The 17,000-nt window shown below is 64.1% G+C and carries 17 protein-coding genes; 14 read left to right on the top strand and 3 right to left on the bottom strand.

Translation table 11 applies throughout. The features are described 5' to 3' along the window. The first annotated feature begins 379 nt into the window (after positions 1-379). The gene (locus AB0B96_RS04485; RefSeq protein ID WP_362896464.1) at positions 380-1,021 is read left to right on the top strand and encodes a hypothetical protein; all 642 of its coding nucleotides are present in this window, start codon (positions 380-382) and stop codon (positions 1,019-1,021) included. A 146-nt stretch (positions 1,022-1,167) separates the two neighbouring features. Here the strand turns inward: AB0B96_RS04485 and AB0B96_RS04480 are convergent, their stop codons facing one another. Next, the gene (locus AB0B96_RS04480) at positions 1,168-1,392 is read right to left on the bottom strand and encodes a hypothetical protein (protein WP_362896462.1); all 225 of its coding nucleotides are present in this window, start codon (positions 1,390-1,392) and stop codon (positions 1,168-1,170) included. Between the two features lie 269 nt (positions 1,393-1,661). Here AB0B96_RS04480 and AB0B96_RS04475 point away from each other — a divergent pair, with 269 nt between their 5' ends. After that, positions 1,662-1,979, top strand: coding sequence for a hypothetical protein (locus AB0B96_RS04475; RefSeq protein ID WP_350943007.1), 318 nt, complete (start codon positions 1,662-1,664; stop codon positions 1,977-1,979). A 372-nt stretch (positions 1,980-2,351) separates the two neighbouring features. Beyond that, complete coding sequence (locus AB0B96_RS04470; protein WP_362896460.1) at positions 2,352-2,930, top strand: hypothetical protein; 579 nt, start codon at positions 2,352-2,354, stop codon at positions 2,928-2,930. A gap of 146 nt (positions 2,931-3,076) precedes the next feature. Here the strand turns inward: AB0B96_RS04470 and AB0B96_RS04465 are convergent, their stop codons facing one another. Next, complete coding sequence (locus AB0B96_RS04465) at positions 3,077-3,622, bottom strand: hypothetical protein (RefSeq protein WP_362896458.1); 546 nt, start codon at positions 3,620-3,622, stop codon at positions 3,077-3,079. 257 nt (positions 3,623-3,879) lie between these two features. On the opposite strand from AB0B96_RS04465, the gene AB0B96_RS04460 reads away from it, so the two are divergent. The 7 genes from AB0B96_RS04460 to AB0B96_RS04430 all read left to right on the top strand — a co-directional run bounded on the left by AB0B96_RS04460 (position 3,880) and on the right by AB0B96_RS04430 (position 7,899). Then, positions 3,880-4,761, top strand: a complete 882-nt coding sequence (locus AB0B96_RS04460) for a haloalkane dehalogenase (RefSeq protein WP_362896456.1) — start codon at positions 3,880-3,882, stop codon at positions 4,759-4,761. A gap of 369 nt (positions 4,762-5,130) precedes the next feature. Beyond that, a complete protein-coding gene (locus AB0B96_RS04455; protein WP_362896454.1) occupies positions 5,131-5,460 on the top strand; it encodes a type II toxin-antitoxin system RelE/ParE family toxin in 330 nt (109 codons plus the stop codon). 5 nt (positions 5,461-5,465) lie between these two features. Continuing rightward, positions 5,466-5,765: a helix-turn-helix transcriptional regulator gene (locus AB0B96_RS04450; protein ID WP_343976147.1), complete on the top strand. Its 300-nt coding sequence runs from the start codon at positions 5,466-5,468 to the stop codon at positions 5,763-5,765. 377 nt (positions 5,766-6,142) lie between these two features. Then, complete coding sequence (locus AB0B96_RS04445) at positions 6,143-6,406, top strand: CopG family transcriptional regulator (RefSeq protein WP_362896452.1); 264 nt, start codon at positions 6,143-6,145, stop codon at positions 6,404-6,406. Beyond that, on the top strand, positions 6,403-6,816 hold the full coding sequence (locus AB0B96_RS04440; protein ID WP_362896450.1) for a PIN domain-containing protein: 414 nt from the start codon (positions 6,403-6,405) through the stop codon (positions 6,814-6,816). The genes AB0B96_RS04445 and AB0B96_RS04440 overlap by 4 nt, the downstream gene beginning before the upstream one ends. A 414-nt stretch (positions 6,817-7,230) precedes the next feature. After that, the gene (locus AB0B96_RS04435; protein WP_362896448.1) at positions 7,231-7,476 is read left to right on the top strand and encodes a hypothetical protein; all 246 of its coding nucleotides are present in this window, start codon (positions 7,231-7,233) and stop codon (positions 7,474-7,476) included. 30 nt (positions 7,477-7,506) lie between these two features. Further along, positions 7,507-7,899 (top strand): PIN domain-containing protein, encoded by a 393-nt coding sequence (locus AB0B96_RS04430; protein WP_362896885.1) that lies wholly within the window; start codon positions 7,507-7,509, stop codon positions 7,897-7,899. 706 nt (positions 7,900-8,605) lie between these two features. On the opposite strand, the gene AB0B96_RS04425 is transcribed toward AB0B96_RS04430, so the two are convergent. Then, complete coding sequence (locus AB0B96_RS04425) at positions 8,606-11,554, bottom strand: immunoglobulin-like domain-containing protein (protein ID WP_362896446.1); 2,949 nt, start codon at positions 11,552-11,554, stop codon at positions 8,606-8,608. Positions 11,555-12,309: 755 nt separating this feature from the next. Here AB0B96_RS04425 and AB0B96_RS04420 point away from each other — a divergent pair. From AB0B96_RS04420 to AB0B96_RS04405, 4 genes are all read left to right on the top strand, one after another. Beyond that, a complete protein-coding gene (locus tag AB0B96_RS04420) occupies positions 12,310-12,792 on the top strand; it encodes a tyrosine-type recombinase/integrase (protein WP_362896444.1) in 483 nt (160 codons plus the stop codon). A gap of 712 nt (positions 12,793-13,504) precedes the next feature. Then, entirely contained in the window at positions 13,505-13,876 is a 372-nt protein-coding gene (locus tag AB0B96_RS04415) for a type II toxin-antitoxin system RelE/ParE family toxin (protein WP_362896442.1), read from the top strand. Next, positions 13,876-14,229 (top strand): helix-turn-helix transcriptional regulator, encoded by a 354-nt coding sequence (locus AB0B96_RS04410; protein WP_362896440.1) that lies wholly within the window; start codon positions 13,876-13,878, stop codon positions 14,227-14,229. The genes AB0B96_RS04415 and AB0B96_RS04410 overlap by 1 nt, the downstream gene beginning before the upstream one ends. 597 nt (positions 14,230-14,826) lie before the next feature. Continuing rightward, positions 14,827-15,939: an SEC-C domain-containing protein gene (locus AB0B96_RS04405; RefSeq protein ID WP_362896438.1), complete on the top strand. Its 1,113-nt coding sequence runs from the start codon at positions 14,827-14,829 to the stop codon at positions 15,937-15,939. Positions 15,940-17,000 lie beyond the last annotated feature (1,061 nt).

The following is a 17,000-nucleotide window of genomic DNA, read 5'->3' as shown; positions in this document are numbered from 1 at the left end:
AAGGTGATGGGCTGGTCGCCTGATCTAGGCGCGATGTTTGTGATTCCCATGATGGGGTGCCTTATCGCAGCATGGTGGCTACTGATTCCGAAGAACCCTTCTCCGGAGACTGGTAAGACCTCAGGGAGCTGTTAGTCGGGTAGCCCGGAGCGATGTGTCGTAAAGGCTCTGCGGGCTGTGATGCATCGCGTGTGGAATTCCTCGGCCAGGGCTTCGCGGCGATAGTGCCATCGGATGACGCGGTCGAGGTCCAAGGGTCGCTTGACAAGGTCGGTGAGGGAGCGGTGGTCGATGTCGAACGCGGCCATGCCCTCGAACGTCCATCGATGACGGGTGAAATCTCGCTTGCCGGAGTCTTTGAGGAAGGAGACACTGCGGCATGCATTCCTACGAGCAGGCCGATGAACTCCGCCAGGCCGTCGACGAGTTGGGCGTCCGCATCTACACGGCGTTGCGTGACGGTGGTCTCGACGCCGCCCCCCTCATCGAGCTGGCCTGCCTGATGGAGGACTGGGGTGTGTCCACTCCTGTCACGCGGGAGCTCCTCGAACGTCTCGCTACCGAGTTGACGGCCGCCGACCTTGCCCGGCTGGGTGAGGCTCTTCTCAGCGGGATCGGCTTCATGCCGAGCTTCGCTCTGGAGCCGAGTCTGTTGGTGTCGTTGGAGGAGGCACTGAAGGACGTGGAGCGGGACGTCCGCGCTTCGAGGATCACCGGAACTCTTCGGATGATCGTCCCTGACTGGGACAGCATGGGCATGGCATGGGTGGAATTCGAGGGCATCTGCCAGGGCAACGGCATCAGTCCCAGGGCTGAGCCGCTCGGGGCCGTGGCCGACGCCACCCAGGAAGTGGTCATGGAGGTGCTCTGGAGGGCGTGGCCCATCTGTCCGGTGCACGACCGGGGCTTGCGCGCCGAACCGGAAGACGGGATCACCATGTGGCGCTGTACAGGCAGCGGGACGCACACCGTTGCACCGGTGGGTGAACTACCGCCCGAACGGCGTTGGAGGTCTGCTTGATCCGCCGATTTCTCTCAGCTTTGAAAGATTTCGGTATACGGCTCCCTGAACTGCTGCGATGCGGGTGAGAGAACGGTCTTCCCGTGTCCGGTGAGTCCCCGTGATTCTCCCCTGTTCACCGGTTGTATCGGCACACGAGTGGCACGTCACCTACGACTCTTGATCGCTGCCTCGATACGTAGCCCGATTCCGACGGTCGCGAAGATGAGCGTTCCAAGGAGAGCGTTGGTGGTGAGCTCTTCTTCGATGATGAAGCCAAGGATGGGAACCGCTGCACTCAGGGCAAGCACCGCGTTGCCCCACCCGTCCACCGGTTGGGTGCCGTCAGTCGTCTTCCCCTGACGTGCTGCAGGATCTTTTTGTTCACTCATGGGATGAGCATCCCATCGATGCGGAGGACAAAGGGATAGACCATGTGTACGTACGTCCCCTGATGGGAACGAAGTGCCGGATCGTCGCTCGCCCCCAGCCCTTTGCAAGGATTAGCCGCCATCAGCGACCATCCTGTTTTGGACTTCAATCTGCGGCCCTATGGCTAGCCCGTAAACCGCTCACTCAAATTGCATACCATTTCCTATGGATATCCGCCAAAGCTATGACTACCATCAAGAGGCAAACATCGACCCGAAAGAGATGACTAATGAGCCGTATCAAGAAGTTCGGTGTTTCGGTGGCTGCGGTGGCCGCGATCGCCGCCGCGACAACTCTAATGTCACCGACCGCCTCAGCCCAGGCCGCGACCTGCAGCACCAGCGCGCAGATTGGCATTGTCGGCGGCACTGGCTGGGCGCTGTGCAGCGGTACCGGAGTGACTCAGACGCAGGTCGTGCTCTTCTGTCAGAACAGTGGCGGTAGCTACACCACGGTTTACGGCCCTTGGGTCGCCAATTCGGTTAAATCAAATGCCAAATGCAGCAGCACCTCGTGGCCGATATCGGTCGGATATCAAACAATCTGAGCCGACCACAAGCTCATTCGGTCGCGGCAGGGCATGCAGGAACAGCTCGAAGAACCAGCCAGGCGACTGAATGAAAGCAAGGCTAAAAGACTCTTCGTCTCAACGATGTGACGGGTGCGGCCAAGGTTCTGGCCGACTACGCCGGTCGATAGGCGGGCGCGACGGGGCGGTGCCCTCCAGTCGGAGGATGCTGGAGAGCATCACCCGGTCAACCGTGGCCGCGGCACTGCGCGTGCTACGCGAACAGGGCTGGATGACTCCCAGCAGGGCAAGGGGCGCTTCGTACGTAGCCGTCCGGGATGGACCTCGACGGAACAGCCTCGCCCCGGACAGGCGTACCTGGCCGGTCCCGAGAGTGCCTCCGATGACGAGGTGCTGGAAGCGGCGGTGCCGGCCGTGCCTAACCGGGTCGCCGTCCTGCTGGGCATCACCCCGAAGAGCAAGGCGTTCCTGCGACGTCGCCTGGTCAGCCGGGCCGGTGAACCGAAGGATGTCGGCGATCTCCTCGCCGGGGTGGCGGCTGTCGAGAAGGTCACGGATGCCCTCCCGCGTGAACACCTTCTCCTCCTTGCTGCCTGGATCACCACACGCCGAACCTCTACACGCCACGGCCGACCCTGCGGTACGGGGTACGCGGGCTGGTACAAATACGGCATGAGCGAACTCGCCGGCTATCCCCCACAGCCGAACGTGCGGCCGACCCGGCGGGCCTACAGCCGGAGGTACCGTGTGTGGGCCCACGTGCTCCTGTGGACGCCGATCGCGATCACGGTGGTCGGTGTCATCCTCGGCCTGGGGCTGTTCGCAGCCGCTGATGCCGACCCGACACACAGTTCGTCCGCGCTCGGCTATTTCGGCATCGTCGTGTGGGGCGGCCTCGCGGTCCTGTCGCCGGTCCTGCTCGGGTCGTTCATTGCCGGGCTGGTCATGCTGATCCGCGCGCGCAGCTGAGGTCGCGGCGGGACGCGGCCCGCCTCGACATGCTCCAGGCCGGCCGCCTGGACAATGTCGTGGCCACGCCGGGGGTCACCGTCTCGGCGGAAACACCGAACCGATACTTCACCAGCTCGAAGAGCCGATCGGTGAAGGCGGGCAGGTCATCCTGACCTGAGCTCCGGCCGTGGCCGGCCGTTGTGACGCAGCCGGAGCCGACGCCGGGGGTGCGAGCGCAGCACCGGGTGGAGGTTCCAGCCCTGCTCCGAGGCGACGCGCAGGGTGTAACCGGCGCCGGCGCCCCGGAAGTAGTGTGCGCCGAGTTCCAGGTCGCGGTGGTACTCGCGACGGTACTGGGAGGTCTCCACGCGTCGGGTCTGCTTCTCGATGCGCCGGTCCACGCGCGCCTGGTAGTACGCCGTGTCGCCCTCCCGCACCAGCGCCACCGGGGTCACGCACCAGAGCGGGACGAACGGTATCTGGCCCAATGTGGCGTCCAGCATTCGTATCGCGCCGTTCTCGGCACGCGGCACCATGTCGACGATCAGCTGGGCCACCGGCGCTACGCAGTGGAAGCAGATCGCGAGGACGACCCACACCACCCACCACAGCGGCAGGAACACCAGGGTCAGGGGGAGAAGCAACAGCCAGCGCAGTGCCGCCGGGCGGACGGGAAGCGGCCCCCAGGTCGGGCCGTCGTAGTCATGCACGGACGGTGTCTTCCTCTCGGGGTCGCCATCGCTCGACGGTGCGCCCGTGAGCCTACTCCGAGGGCCGACCGCCCCACACGAAGCGGCGGGCCGTGCCGGCCGCGGCCTGGAACAGTGCCTCGAAGGTCGCCGGGTCCTCGCGAGGCCAAGGCTGACAGCGGTCGCACACTATGACGCACCGGGGGGCTTGTGGCAAGACCCGGGTCGTGCTGCAGAATCTCCGACCGAAGCAAGAACCCGCGGAAATGAGGAGAGTCATGATCTCGACTGAGGAACGATATCGGAAGCGTCGTATTGAGATCGATGGGCTTGAAATGGCATACGTCGAGGAGGGGGAAGGTGATCCGATCGTCTTTCTTCATGGCAACCCGACTTCGTCGTACGTGTGGCGGAATGTAATCCCGTATCTGGCGGACAAAGGGCGCTGCATCGCCCCGGACCTGATCGGGATGGGCGATTCCGCGAAACTTCCGGTCAGCGGGCCGGGCTCATACCGCTTCGTCGAGCATCGCCGCTATCTCGATGGGTTCCTTCAGGCTCTCGGCGTACGTGAGCGGGTGGTCATGGTGCTGCAGGACTGGGGTTCGGCCCTGGGTTTCGATTGGGCGTACCGTCAGCCTTCCGCACTCCGGGGTATCGCCTATATGGAGGCGTTCGTGGCTCCGATCCCCTCGTGGAGCGACTGGCCGGAGCCTGCGGTTGCGCTCTTCCAGGCGATCCGCTCCACTGCGGGTGAAGAGATGGTCCTCGATCAAAACTTCTTCGTCGATGATGTCTTGCCTGCAGAGGTGCTGCGAGGGCTGTCGGAGGCGGAGATGGCCGTCTACCGTCGTCCCTACACGGAACCGGGCGAGTCACGCAGACCGACGCTGACCTGGCCGCGCGAGGTTCCCGTTGCGGGCGAACCACGCGATGTTCACGATGTCGTCACGCGTTATGCGGAATGGCTCGCTAATTCTTCGGTTCCCAAGCTGTTCATCGAGGCGGTCCCAGGAACGATGTTTGAAACACACCGGGCTATCGCCCGGTCGTGGCCGAATCAGACACACATCACGATCACGGGTGGCCACATGGTTCAAGAAGACGCTCCCGATCAAATCGGGGCGGCCATCGCCTCCTGGCTGCGAGATCTCTCCTGAAAGGGGCGGCGGCGCCCGGGCTCCGGGGCGACCTGGTGCTGGTGGAGGGCGACCCGCTCACGGACATCGCCGCTCCCCGGTAATCGTGGAGATATGGCGGGGCGGAGTCCGCCGGAGCCGCGCCTACTGAACCTGATGACACGCCGCCGGTGTCCGAGCTAAGGGGGAACCTCAACCGGTGTTCCCCGCCTGTTCTGGCACGGGTCTGGCACGTGATCAACGTTGCGTGGGAAGCCGGACGACTGCCCTTGGGGCGGAGTGTGCTGGGGATCGTCCCGGTGCGGACCTTTCTCGACAGGAAGAACAGGAGTGTTTCCAGGACGTGATACTTGCCGTCGCTATAACGTCCGTGTTATGAATTGGGGAGAGGTGGAGCTGGAGTCAGAGGTCGATGAGTGGTTCGACACGCTTGATCAAGAGGGGCAGGAGACGGCGGCGTTCTATGTCGACCTGCTGGCCGAGCGTGGTGTCCTGCTGGATGAGCCTTACACTCGTCAGCTCCGCGGCAAGTTACGTGAGCTGCGTTTCCACCTCGACCGGGAGGCGGTACGGATCACCTACTGGATCGCACCGGGTCGGCGGATCATCATGCTGACGGTGTTCCGCAAGCAGCGGATGTGCGAGTCCGCTGAGATCGAGCGGGCGTGGCGGGCCATGCAGCGGTGTATCGCCGAGGCTCACACGGCGGATGAGGAGTGAGCGGTATGGGTGAGCGCAAGAGCTGGGGTGCCAAGCGGGCCGAGATCATGAGCCGTCCGGGGGCCGGAGCGGCGTACGAGGCCGCCAGGATCCGGTTCGAGCTGGGTGAAGCGGTACGGCTGCGCCGTGAGCAGCTCGGTCTGACCCAGAGTGAGCTGGCCGAGCGCGCTGGGTTGAAGCAGCCTGCGGTGGCGCGGTTCGAGGCAGGCGGGACGATGCCGACGATTCCGATGCTGGAGCGGCTCGCGGAGGCTCTGGAGATGCGGCTGAGCGTTCAGTTCCAACCCCTGCGTGAGGCGAGCTGATCTTCTGGGGTATTTCCGGAGCCGTAGATCACCGAAGTGGGAGCAGTCGAACCGAACGACGCTGAAAACAGGGCCCAGATCGGGAATCATCTCTGAGCTGGGCCTTTGAGTGTGGAGCGGGTGACGGGAATCGAACCCGCGCTGTCAGCTTGGGAATCGGCTACCGATCTTGCCGCTCTGAGCTGGGAAAGCAGGTGTGCGGGTAGACGAGGTGTGGTTCCCCGTGAGTCCCTGTGGATGACCGGTGTTCCCCGCCTGTTCTGGCACGTGATCCACGCCGCCCAAGAGACCTGGACGAGTAACCAAGATCGAGAAGTGGATGCGAGACGGACCTGGTGCTCATTCCCGCCAGGAGCATAGAAGGTAGGATAGAGAGCATGAGTGAGCCTACCGGCAAGTATTCGATCACCATGCCGCGTGACATCGCGGAGGCCGCACGGTCCCGGAGCGGACCTTCCGGTCTGTCTGCCTACGTCGCCGCCGCCGTCGCCCGCCAGATCGAGCGCGACAACCTCAGTGAACTCATCCAGGTCGCCGAGGCCGAGCATGGCCCCATTGCCGACGATGAAGTCCAGGCACTGCGCGACCAACTCAACCAGGCCCGGCAGGGACAGGTCCGCGGTGGGGCGGACGTTGCATGACCCGTTCTCCCGCCACCCCTGGTGGCACGCTGGTCCTCGACAGCGAGGGACTGGCCAAAGTCGTCCTGCGTGACCGCACGGTCACCACATGGCTCGCCCTCGCCCGCGCCGACGACCTCCGCGTTATCACCTCCGCCGCCACCCTCGTCGAAGTGGTCCACCCCCGCATCAAACGGCCGGCTCTGGAGTGGTCGCTGTCCCGCCTTGTCGTTGAACCGGTCACCGAACCGATCGCTCGCCACGCCGCCACACTTCTGGCTGACGCCGGCCTGCACGGGCACAAGTACGCCATCGATGCGATGCTCAGCGCAACCGCCCTCGCTGCCCCCGGCCCCGTCACGGTTCTCACCTCCGACCCGGAGGACATCGCCGCCCTGTGCGGCGGACGCGTCATCGTCATCAAGGTCTGAGCTGCGTGCGATGACGAGCATGACGGAGCGGTGGGAGCAACGAGAGCCAATGACCCGAGAAGATCGAACAGTCCTGGAAACGACTAAGGCCCGGGTCGGGAATCCATCTCTGACCTGGGCCTTCGCTCTTGGAGCGGGTGACGGGAATCGAACCCGCGCTGTCAGCTTGGGAATCGGCTACTGATCTTGCCGCTCTGAGCTGGGAAACAGGGATGCAGGTCAGTGTGGGGCGGTTGACTGTGAGTCCCCGTGAGTGACAGTGGTTCCCCGCCTGTTCTGGCACGCATCTGACATGAAGTCTCGACGTCGAGAGATCTTCTGGCGATCCGGAGGATGGCGGGTCGGCCCGTACCAGGCCGTCGGGCGTAGCGGTGTCGCTGTCGCAAGCGGAATCGCTTGCGTAGACTCGTGCTCATGAGCGCTGGACATGCGCATGAGGAGCTTCATCACCTGGTGGACCGGCTTTCTCCGGACCAGGCGCGTCGTCTCCTGCGCTTGGTGAAGACAGATCCAGAGCTGGCTGAGACGGCAGAGGAAGAGCCGTCCAAGCCGGTTCGACGTCGTCGTCTGTCGATCGCTGGAATTGGCGCATCCGGTGAAGGCGATCTATCGGAACGGGTCGAAGATCTGCTGGCGGAGCGGTTCAATCGGTCAGTATGACCGCCACGCTCCTGGACACTGGCCCCCTGAATAGCTGTCGTCGATCGAGATGACAAGCACCATGCCTCATGTGTGCGGCTCCTGGAGGAGTTGGAGGGGCCGCTCCTCCTGCCCTCGACGGTCTTGATTGAAGCTGGTTGGACGATCAACAGGCACATGGGGCCTGCCGTACATGCACAGTTTCTTGATCTCGTGACCGAAGAGTTCGAGTTGGTCGATCTGCTTGCTGCCGATGTACGGCGCATGGCTGAACTCGTCCGACTTTACAAGGACGCTCGTCTCGACCCGGCTGATGTGTCCGTGGTTGCCATCGCGGAGCGTCTAGGCGTCACACAGGTTGCCACGATCGACCGCCGTGACTTCACGCTGATCCGGCCTCGGCATGTGTCGGCGTTCAGACTCGTGCCAGATGTGCTTGTCTGAGAAATCTTGGAGCGGGTGACGGGAATCGAACCCGCGCTGTCAGCTTGGGAAGCCTCTGTCGCGATTCGTCGCTGAACTGGCAAAACGCTGATCTGCGGGAGAGCGGATCGAGTGACCGTGATTCCCCGTGGTTCCCCCTTGATCCCCCTCCTGAAGGGCACGCAACGGGCACCGGGTCATGCGCCAGCGTGATCGGTGAGGTCTCCACGTGCCATGGCGATGGCCTACCAGGACGGCAGAGCAACGCGGCGATGGTGAAGAACCAGGTCGCGGTCCTTCGTCGGGTGGCCCATGCGATGAATGCCGCGATCGCGGGTGCGCCGACCATGACGATGCCCGTGGCCGTCAAGAACCACGCAGCGCGCTTGCTGTCGGAAGGGCTGCCAAAGGAGGCTAACAGTCCTTCACTGAAGCCCATCAGGAACAGGTACGGAGTCCCCAGCAGCCATATCAACGTAAGAGCAAGGAGGACGACCTTGCTCCAAGAACTCACGCCCGGTAAACGACGATCAGCCCGAAACCTTCGCCGGCCGAAACCGATCACCCCGTGAGTCATAAAGGTCAGCGCAGGATCGTCGCGACCCGGTGATCGGTGTGGATTGTTCCGGTCACCGGGTCTTCATGCGACATCGATCTATGGGGATGGGGCCGACCGGTACGCGACCGGCCCCGGTTCAGTAGCGGGAATGCGCCGTGGCCGGTCGGGTTAGGCGCAGTTGATGGCGGTGTAGGAGGGGTTGTAGGTCGAGGTGACCTGCCGGCCATCGATCGTCGCGGTCGCCGTCACGGTCGCACTGCCCGTGGCGATCTGCCCGGCCCTGGTGCTGAAGGACTGGTAGGCCTGCTTGCCTGGGGCGACGTCGGCCACGGCCTTCGAACCGTAGGGGGTGGTCAGCGTCACGTTCGCCGGCACGGCGGCGTCGTTGACCGCGGTCACGGCCACGTACGCCGTGGTGCCCACGCAGCGGGCGGTGGCGGTCACGGTCAGCGCGAGCTCCGGAGCGTCCGGCACCGTGAACGACGCCGCAGCTTCCGACGCCTTCAGATAGTCGAAGCCGAGGTACTCGGCCTTGACCGTCCGGGTACCCGCAGGCAGACCCTCCGGCAGCGTGACCGTGGCCGCGCCGTCCTTCAGGTGGGCGAGCTCCGACCACGAGCCGACGCTGAACCGCACCTGACCGCCGGTCTCGAACCCGTCAGCGGCCTCGACGGTGGCGGTGGCCGTGGTCGTCTGGGCCCCGCTCGCGTACGGCTCGACGGCCACCTTGGTGGTGGTCGTGACGTCGCTGTTCGGGATCTCGCGGATGTCGTTCCACTCACGGACGGTGAGCGGGATCACGGTGCCGTGACGCGGACGGACGACGCCCGCGTTGGTCATCGTGAGCGGCTTGGCGTTCCAGGTCGGAGCCTCGATGTTCTCGTGGCACGCGGCCTGGTACCCACCACCGTTGGTGTACCGGTCACCCCAGAGGTAGAACTGGCCGGGGCAGGAGGTGTCACCGGGGTTGGCCTTGAAGATGACCGGCCCCTCGTACCCCTGGTTGGCGACCCACGTCGTGCGCCCCAGAGCCGGAGCGAGCAACGTCCAGTTGTTGATGTTGCTGTCCAGGAAGTCGGTGTGCTTCTCCGAGAAGATGTCCGAACCCTGGTTGCCGGCCTCGTTCTTGGTCACACGGTAGTAGTGGTCACCGACCCGGATCGCGGTCGTGTCGATCCGCGACAGCGGGGCCGGGTCCTGCCAGACCTTGGGAGCGGAAAACGTCTGGAAGTCGCGCGTCGTGGCGTACCACATCTGCGCGTTCCCCTGACCGGTGCGGTTCACGGGGTCGTTCCACAGCGACTGCGCCCAGAACACGGCGTAGGCGCCGATCTCCTCGACCCACAGCGACTCGGGTGCGAAGGCGTTGCCCGCGTTGTCGGGCGCGACCTTCACGTGCCGCTGAGGAGTCCAGTTCACCAGGTCGTGCGACTCGAACACCTCGATGTACTGGGTGTCGTTGATCGCGTATCCGCCCTGGTCGTACCAGTTCAGGTCGGTGGCGATCATGTAGAACGTGTCGCCGTCGGGCGAGCGGACGATGTGCGGGTCACGAAGCCCCTGGTCGCCCAGCTGGGAGACGAGCGACGGCCAGCCCCCGGTCAGACCGGTCCAGTCCAGAGCGGTGTTTCCGTTGGATGTCGCGAACATGATCTGCTCGCCGTCGGCGATCCCCTCGCCCTTGAAGTACCCCATGAAGTACCGCTCGTGCTTCTCGGAACGGGGCTTCGCGGTGATGGTCACCGGGAACGACTTCGTCTTCGAGGCCGAACCCTTGGTGATGGTCGCCGTCAGGGTGGCGGTGACATCCGCACGGCCGAAGGCCGGGCGGGTCACCTTACCCGTCGGGGTGACGAGGTCGGTGGTCGACTTCCAGGTGATCGTGGATCCGAACTCGCCGCCGGCCGGAAGGTTGATGTTTCCGCGCACGTCGTCGGTGGCGTACAGGGCCAGGTCGAACGCGTCACGGTCGACCGCCTGCGCGTCGTCGAACTTGGCCTTCACCACAATGGGGATCTCCCGTGTGGTGACCTCTTGGGCGCCCTTGCGGACGGTCGCCGTGAGCGTGGCCGTCGCGTCGGGCTGCCCCTGCGCGGGTCGGGTGATCTTGCCGGTCACCGCGACCTTGCGTGCGCTGGGGACGGCCGGCGGGGTGTAGACCTCGACGACCGACGGGTCCGAACTCGTCCACGTGATGGCCGAGCCCGCCACGGAGCCCACCTTGGGCAGAACGATGTCGCGTACGATCGCACTGGTCAGGCCGAGGTCGATGGCGGCGGCGTCGGCGCTAACGCCATTGGAGACGGTCTTTTTCGCCAGGGCGAGTGTCTCTTCGGGGCTCACTGCCCTGTCGTAGACCCGGAAGTCCCGGAGCGTTCCGCGGAATGAGTAGTGGCCCGACGTCTGCGAGCGAGCGAGGAAGTTACAGTTGGTCCCCGCGGCGTTCACCGACGGCGGCGTGGTCAGGCTCGTTGACGTCGCGTGCTGCACGCCGTCGAGGTAAAGCGTGCCGGTCCAGCTCGTGCCGTTCGCGTTCAGGGACTGGGTGTAGGTGACGTGCGTCCAGGCTCCCTCGGTCATGCGGACCCGGTTCTGCTGGAGGTTCGCCGAGCCCACCGCGACGCGGAACCGCTGGGTGTTCGACGCGAAGATGGAGCCCTGGGCGCCGGTGTCGACGTCGCACGAGCCGGACTTCCTGCCGAAGCCCCACATCTGGTGCTCGCCGACGTTCGCCGGGTCGACCCACACGTCATAGTCGACCGTGAGGTTCGACATGCCGGCGGTGATGTCCTTCGGCAGCGCCACGTACGCACCGTCGAGGGCGCTCGCGTAGGAGTCGGGGTTGAACCTGACTCCGTTGCCGGTCAAGGTCGCCTTCTCCGGATTGACGAGCGTGGCGTTCGCCGCCGAGCCCGCGCTACCCGAGTTGACCAGCGTCGTCCCACTGGTCTCGTCGAGGGCGAAGTGGTGCACCAGCCCCTCGTTGAGCTGCTCGTCGGCAGCATGCGAGGGTGTCGCTGCCAACGAGACGGAGAGAAGCGCGCCCAGGGCCAGGCCCGCGACACCTCTCCCCTTCCGGATCAGCCGGTGGCGCGACCTTTGCTGTCGCAATCTCACTTGATCCTCCTTACTCCGGTCGCTGTGGACGCGTGGGGCACGGCCCCGTTCGGGGCGGGGGCGACCGCACTCGCGGGAGAGGCGAAGCCCGAATGGATGGTCAGCGCGCCGGCGAGGCCCAGCGTGATCAGGCCTGGTTGAGCGCTTCGACGAGACGAGGGCAGCACAGACAAAGGTTCACCTCGCTGTGAGATGTGGGGGGATGGTGTGAACTGGGAGGGACGGGGCTATATATCACAAATGTCCGGCTCTCGAATGCAGACACTAACCGCCACTCCTGGCGAAAGATAGCCTCAACTGCACCCCAACTTTTGCGTGATTTGCGTGAACCGACGAAAGTTATGCGAGCCCTGGATGAAAGTCTCGTCCCTGTCGGCACTCCGCAAGCATCAAAGCGACCATAGGGACGGGAATTACCAGGTCACGTGGGGTTCTTACCGCCGGTGCCGGCCGCCTGCTGCCCGCCGCATCACCCGCCCAGGCCGACCCAGACGGGCGGAGCGGCGTCGGACGACCACGGCAAGCAGGGACCGCCGGCACATCGAGGAATGTGACCTCCACCGCGACGACGTGCCATTTCACGTCCAGTACGCCCGCACGTGGTTCGATAGCGGCTCTGTTACTTGACTGCCGGCGCCCGGTCGGGGTGCTGAGCGTGGTAGATGGCTTCGTCCTCGCTGAAGGAAATGTTTCGATCGCGCTATGAAGCCGCTGGTTGTTGAACCAGTCGACCCATTGCGCTGTGGAAGTTGGGCATGGACGGCCGGGCCGATTGCACGCAGGATCGACGGTTCCGCGCCCTGGTGCTCCTCGCCACCTTCGCCAGCCTGCGATGGGGAGAGGTGAGCGCACTTCGTCGTACGGATGTCGAGCTCGACGCCGGGACGGTTCGCATCCGGGCGACCTTCATCGAGCGTTCGACGGGCGGGCTCGTTCTGGGTCCTCCCAAGTCCAAGGCCGACCGTCGCACTGTGGGCATCCCTAAGGCGATCGTTCCGGCGCTGCGCGATCATCTGAAGATCTACGTCAAGGACGGACCCGACGCGTTGATGTTCCCGGGAGCGAAAGGCGGCCCGCTGCGCCGTAGCGGTTTCAACACCCGTACCCGTCGGGTTGATGTGGTCAAGGAGATGTTGATGTGGTCAAGGAGATGGGGCTGCCTGGCCTGCACTTCCACGACCTTCGCCACACGGGCGACATGCTCGCCGCGGAGTCTGACGCGGGGCTCAAGGATCTGATGGCCCGGATGGGGCACGACAACGTCCGAGCGGCCATGATCTACCAGCACGCCGTACGCGGGGCCGACAAGGCGATCACGGACGCGATCGACAGGCGGCTCGGAGAGCGAGAGTCGGAGAGTGAGAGGACGAGGAGGGGGACGGTATGGCCGGGGCAATGGTCCCCGCGGGCTGATCACGAGCTGATGGCCCGTGGATGGCCCGAGAAGATCGGAACGACCTACAAAACAATCAAGGCCCGGGTCGAGAACTATCCTCTGACCTGGGCCTTCAGTCTTGGAGCGGGTGACGGGAATCGAACCCGCGCTGTCAGCTTGGGAAGTCCCTAACGCATCTGGTCGCTGAGCTGGGAAGACGTTGACCTGCGGGGGCGTGGGTCGAGTGACCGTGATTCCCCGTGGTTCCCCCTCCTGACGGGCACGCAACGGGCACGGGGTCATGCGCCGGCGTGATCGGTGAAGTCTCCACGTGCCATGGCGATGGCCTACCAGGACGGCAAACCACCACGCAGGCGAATCCCCCCGACCTCAACCCCGTACAAGCCTGGCGGACGGTCGGCGGGGCCAACGATCGCCTCAGCCAGGCCAAGGGCTCAGCTGAGGGCATAGCGGCTGATCTGGGATGGCAACCAAGATCGAGGAGTGGAAACGAGGTCAGGCCTGGTGCTCATCTCCGCCGCGAGTTACCATCGAGTGCATATAATATTGATGGTATGTCTCGGTGGGAGATCGACCTGGAGCCGGAGGTGGAGTCCTGGCTGGACGGACTTTCCTTCCCGCTCTATCAGCGGGTCATGCGGAACGTAGACGACTACCTCGTCACCGGCGGCATCCCTGATGGGGATCACGTGAAGAAGCTGAAGGATGCCGAAGGAGTGCACGAGCTGCGTGTCGCTCTCGACCGCACGACCTGGCGGTTGACCTTTTGGAAGCCATCCAACAAGGTGATCGTGATCCTGACGGTTTTCCGCAAGACACAGGATGGGACGCAGGCCGCGGACATTGACCGAGCGATCGCTGCTAAGAAGCGATGTGAGGCAGAGCATGACCTAACCACCACGCACGTGTTCGAGAGGAGCGCATGATGGGGCACAGTCGTTGGGAGACCTACAAGGCGAAGCGTCTGCGCGAGATGGAGGCGGATGCGCAGCCCCACTCCGAGTACGAGCAGGCGGGCCGTGACCTGGAGCTTGGAGACCAGTTGCGTGAAATCCGTAAGCGCCGAGGCTTGTCGCAGAAGGTCGTAGCGGAGCGCTCCGGGATGTCCCAGCCCGCCCTGTCTCGCATCGAGGGCGGCGGTGGCATTCCGGATATAGCGACACTGCTGCGCCTTGGTGCGGCAATGGGGGTTCGGTTCCGCGTCGAGCTCGTCGTCGACGACGACACCACTGAAATCGAGCCCTTAACGGTGCATCACCGACGGCTCACGAGCGCATAAGTCGCAGGCGCAACTTCGAGGCTCAGACCGTAGGCTTCCGCTGTTCCTTCCGTGGTGGCGGTCTTCATCCGTTTGAGGCTTGCTCGGGAGTCTCCAGCGCCAGGGGAACGAGGCAAGGCCCAGCTTTAGATCACATTCTTGAGCCGAGCCTTTGAGCGTGGAGCGGGTGACGGGAATCGAACCCGCGCTGTCAGCTTGGGAAACACCCGCTGGCTTTGTTCCTCTGACCTGCGAAAACGAACACCCAGTATACGGTCGCGAGATTGGACGTCCTTGACTCTTGATGACCGCGACTGACCGACCGTTCTGGCACGCATCTGGCACGATCAGCTGGCGGCTTCTGAGCTCGGCCACGTGAGGCGTGCCGGACACACGGAATCCGATTGAGCGACCCCTCAGATGCTCCTCTGCAAGCGGGTCCGTCGATGCCGTCAGAAGATGATCACGGTCGGCTGTATGGAACCATACTCGCCGTTCAAACTCTCAACGAATGCTGGGAGATCGCGTATTGGGGACGGATTCGGGCGAGCGTACTGATTCCGGCCGCAGCAGTGGCCGCATGCAGACCCGGGCGGCTATATGGGGCATGCTGGTGACGTGACGGAGCTTGATATCGCGTCTGCACTAGGTAGAGCGCGCCTGCAACGGGTCGCGGAGGGAATGTCGCTGTTACGCGCGACAGCGGAGAAACTGCCACGGGAAGCGAGTTGGGTGCTTCATCTGCCTGTTCCTCTCCAATCGAAAGAGCCGCGCGCGGCGGATCAGGAACTGACCAGACGGCTGCCCTCCACTGGGACTTGGTTCTATGGCGTCCGCTACAACAAAGAGGGAAACCGCAGTGGCTTGGCGACGCCTTTTTTGCAGCTCCCCGAACCGTATTCCCTGGAAGGGATCGCCACCCAGCTCACTATGCTGGATGTGCACGGCCGCATGGGGGCCTGGTGGCTGACTCACGTGTGGCGGGGCCTGCAACTCGCCGACGCAGCGGAGAATGCATTACGCGTCTGGCAGATCCTGCCCGCGGCCGCGTGCGCCCGGTCACTTCTCGAAGGGGCAGCCGCATTCTCCTGTGAGTCCAGAGACATGATCGGTGACTGGGACGGGTTCAAGCGCGGCGGGACGCCCACCCTCGATACGATCCGGAACTTCGCTGAACCCTTCGGGCAGCGGCTCGCAAGAGTCCAGTTTGGAAGCCGACTAGATGAGTCAGTGGAAACCAAGCCGCCGATTCAGAGCACCAATGCGATCACCTACGTACGGCGCCTGACGAAGAAACGCCCGAGCGACAAGATCTACGACGCGTACGAGTGGCTCTGCGACGCCGTCCATCCAAGCTTTGGCGGCATGACGGTATTCGTCGCCAACCAAGCGCAGCACTTCACAGATACGCATCGTCTAACTCAGATCGCCCGAAATCCGCTGACGCACCCGTCCTACGAGCCGGTGATCGAGCCCACAGTTGCTATCGCAACCGCAGACGCGATTGCAGTCGCCGCCGACGAGATCGCCGCGCGGAGCGCCGAGATGAAGTGGTTGATCGACGACATCGGCCTCACCACCAAGGTGGCCTCCACCTCTCGGTTACCTGACCATGTCGGCGCCCAGCCGGAGCCGCGGCGCAATGACCGCTGTCCGTGCGGGTCGGGCCGGAAATACAAGTCATGCGGTCTTCACCGTTGGGGAGAGCCAGGTAAGCCCCCGCCGCAGTGACCGCAGAGGCGACTTGGGCACTGGCCTCAAAGTCCTCAAGTGAGACGAGGCATAAAAGAACCGTATGGCGCTATAAGATGGAGGAGCGGACGAAGGGGCACTCATTGCGCTGGCAATCCCAAAGACGGGCTGGCCGGTCTACGCTTTTCAGCCCTGTCAGCGACTACGTAACCGCTGCTCACCGAGCCGCCGCAAGGTATGACGAGATCCGGCAGAAGTCTCCACGGATTTGACCTTGTTGGCCGCAGTGCTCGGGTTGCAGGCTAGGCGAAGCCGTAACAGAAAAGAGCTTCCACGAGCGAAGCGAGCAGCAGTCCGAGCGAAGCGGGCCTTGCCTGGGAGCGCGAGGGGCGGAGCGCCTTCGCAAGGAGCGTAGCGACCCGGAGCGATAGCGACGACGGGACGCGACAGCGGCCACGGGGAGCGCGAGAGGAGAAATCCCTTCGCAGCGGGGGTCTGGGGGTCGTCCCTCAGAGTGACTCGTAAGAGCGGGTGACGGGAATCGAACCCGCGCTGTCAGCTTGGGAAGTCTCTAACGCGCTTGGCCCCTGAGCTGGCGAAGTGCTGACCTGCGGGGGAGAGGGCCGAGTACCCGTGGTTCCCCGTGAGTCCCCCTTGTTCACCCTCCTGACGGGCACGCAACGGGCACGACGTGACCTTCTAATCCGTAGGTCCCCGAACGATGTTCAGGACCATTCAGAGGCGTTCGTCCTGCTGCTCGTCGGGTCTCCCGCCGTTCAGGTCCGTCCGGCTTGGTTCGTGATCGTCTGTTCGGGTGGTTCCCAAGGTGGCTCTTCACCTCACCGTCCGCACATGCAGAATCGGTTCCCAATCATCGGCACCCTCCCATTCGTGATCAAGATGCTTCATGCTGCTGACTTCGTTGGTCCGGTGGTGAGCGGTTGGGAGTGATGGCGCATGAAGAGGAAGAGCACGGCCTTGTTGCTGATCATGGCATTGGTGGCTGTGCCGACGCTCAGCACCGCCGCCCCGCTGGATTGTCGAGTGCGGCCACTCACAGATGCCGAGTACCTCGCGCTGGATGAGTCGTTCCTTGAATG

It is taken from the genome of Streptosporangium sp. NPDC049046 (genome assembly GCF_040649155.1).
Classification (GTDB): Bacteria; Actinomycetota; Actinomycetes; order Streptosporangiales; family Streptosporangiaceae; genus Streptosporangium.
Note: the sequence above shows the minus strand (reverse complement) of the source record. Positions and strands in the feature narration are given on the sequence as shown.

Bases quoted from the DNA above. Each gene is read 5' to 3' on its own strand.
- AB0B96_RS04475 (WP_350943007.1), top strand. From the start codon at position 1,662: ATGAGCCGTATCAAGAAGTTCGGTGTTTCGGTGGCTGCGGTGGCCGCG.
- AB0B96_RS04445 (WP_362896452.1), top strand. From the start codon at position 6,143: ATGAGTGAGCCTACCGGCAAGTATTCGATCACCATGCCGCGTGACATC.
- AB0B96_RS04480 (WP_362896462.1), bottom strand. From the start codon at position 1,392: ATGAGTGAACAAAAAGATCCTGCAGCACGTCAGGGGAAGACGACTGAC.
- AB0B96_RS04450 (WP_343976147.1), top strand. From the start codon at position 5,466: ATGGGTGAGCGCAAGAGCTGGGGTGCCAAGCGGGCCGAGATCATGAGC.
- AB0B96_RS04440 (WP_362896450.1), top strand. From the start codon at position 6,403: ATGACCCGTTCTCCCGCCACCCCTGGTGGCACGCTGGTCCTCGACAGC.
- AB0B96_RS04485 (WP_362896464.1), top strand. From the start codon at position 380: ATGCATTCCTACGAGCAGGCCGATGAACTCCGCCAGGCCGTCGACGAG.
- AB0B96_RS04435 (WP_362896448.1), top strand. From the start codon at position 7,231: ATGAGCGCTGGACATGCGCATGAGGAGCTTCATCACCTGGTGGACCGG.
- AB0B96_RS04410 (WP_362896440.1), top strand. From the start codon at position 13,876: ATGGGGCACAGTCGTTGGGAGACCTACAAGGCGAAGCGTCTGCGCGAG.
- AB0B96_RS04415 (WP_362896442.1), top strand. From the start codon at position 13,505: ATGTCTCGGTGGGAGATCGACCTGGAGCCGGAGGTGGAGTCCTGGCTG.
- AB0B96_RS04460 (WP_362896456.1), top strand. From the start codon at position 3,880: ATGATCTCGACTGAGGAACGATATCGGAAGCGTCGTATTGAGATCGAT.
- AB0B96_RS04420 (WP_362896444.1), top strand. From the start codon at position 12,310: ATGGACGGCCGGGCCGATTGCACGCAGGATCGACGGTTCCGCGCCCTG.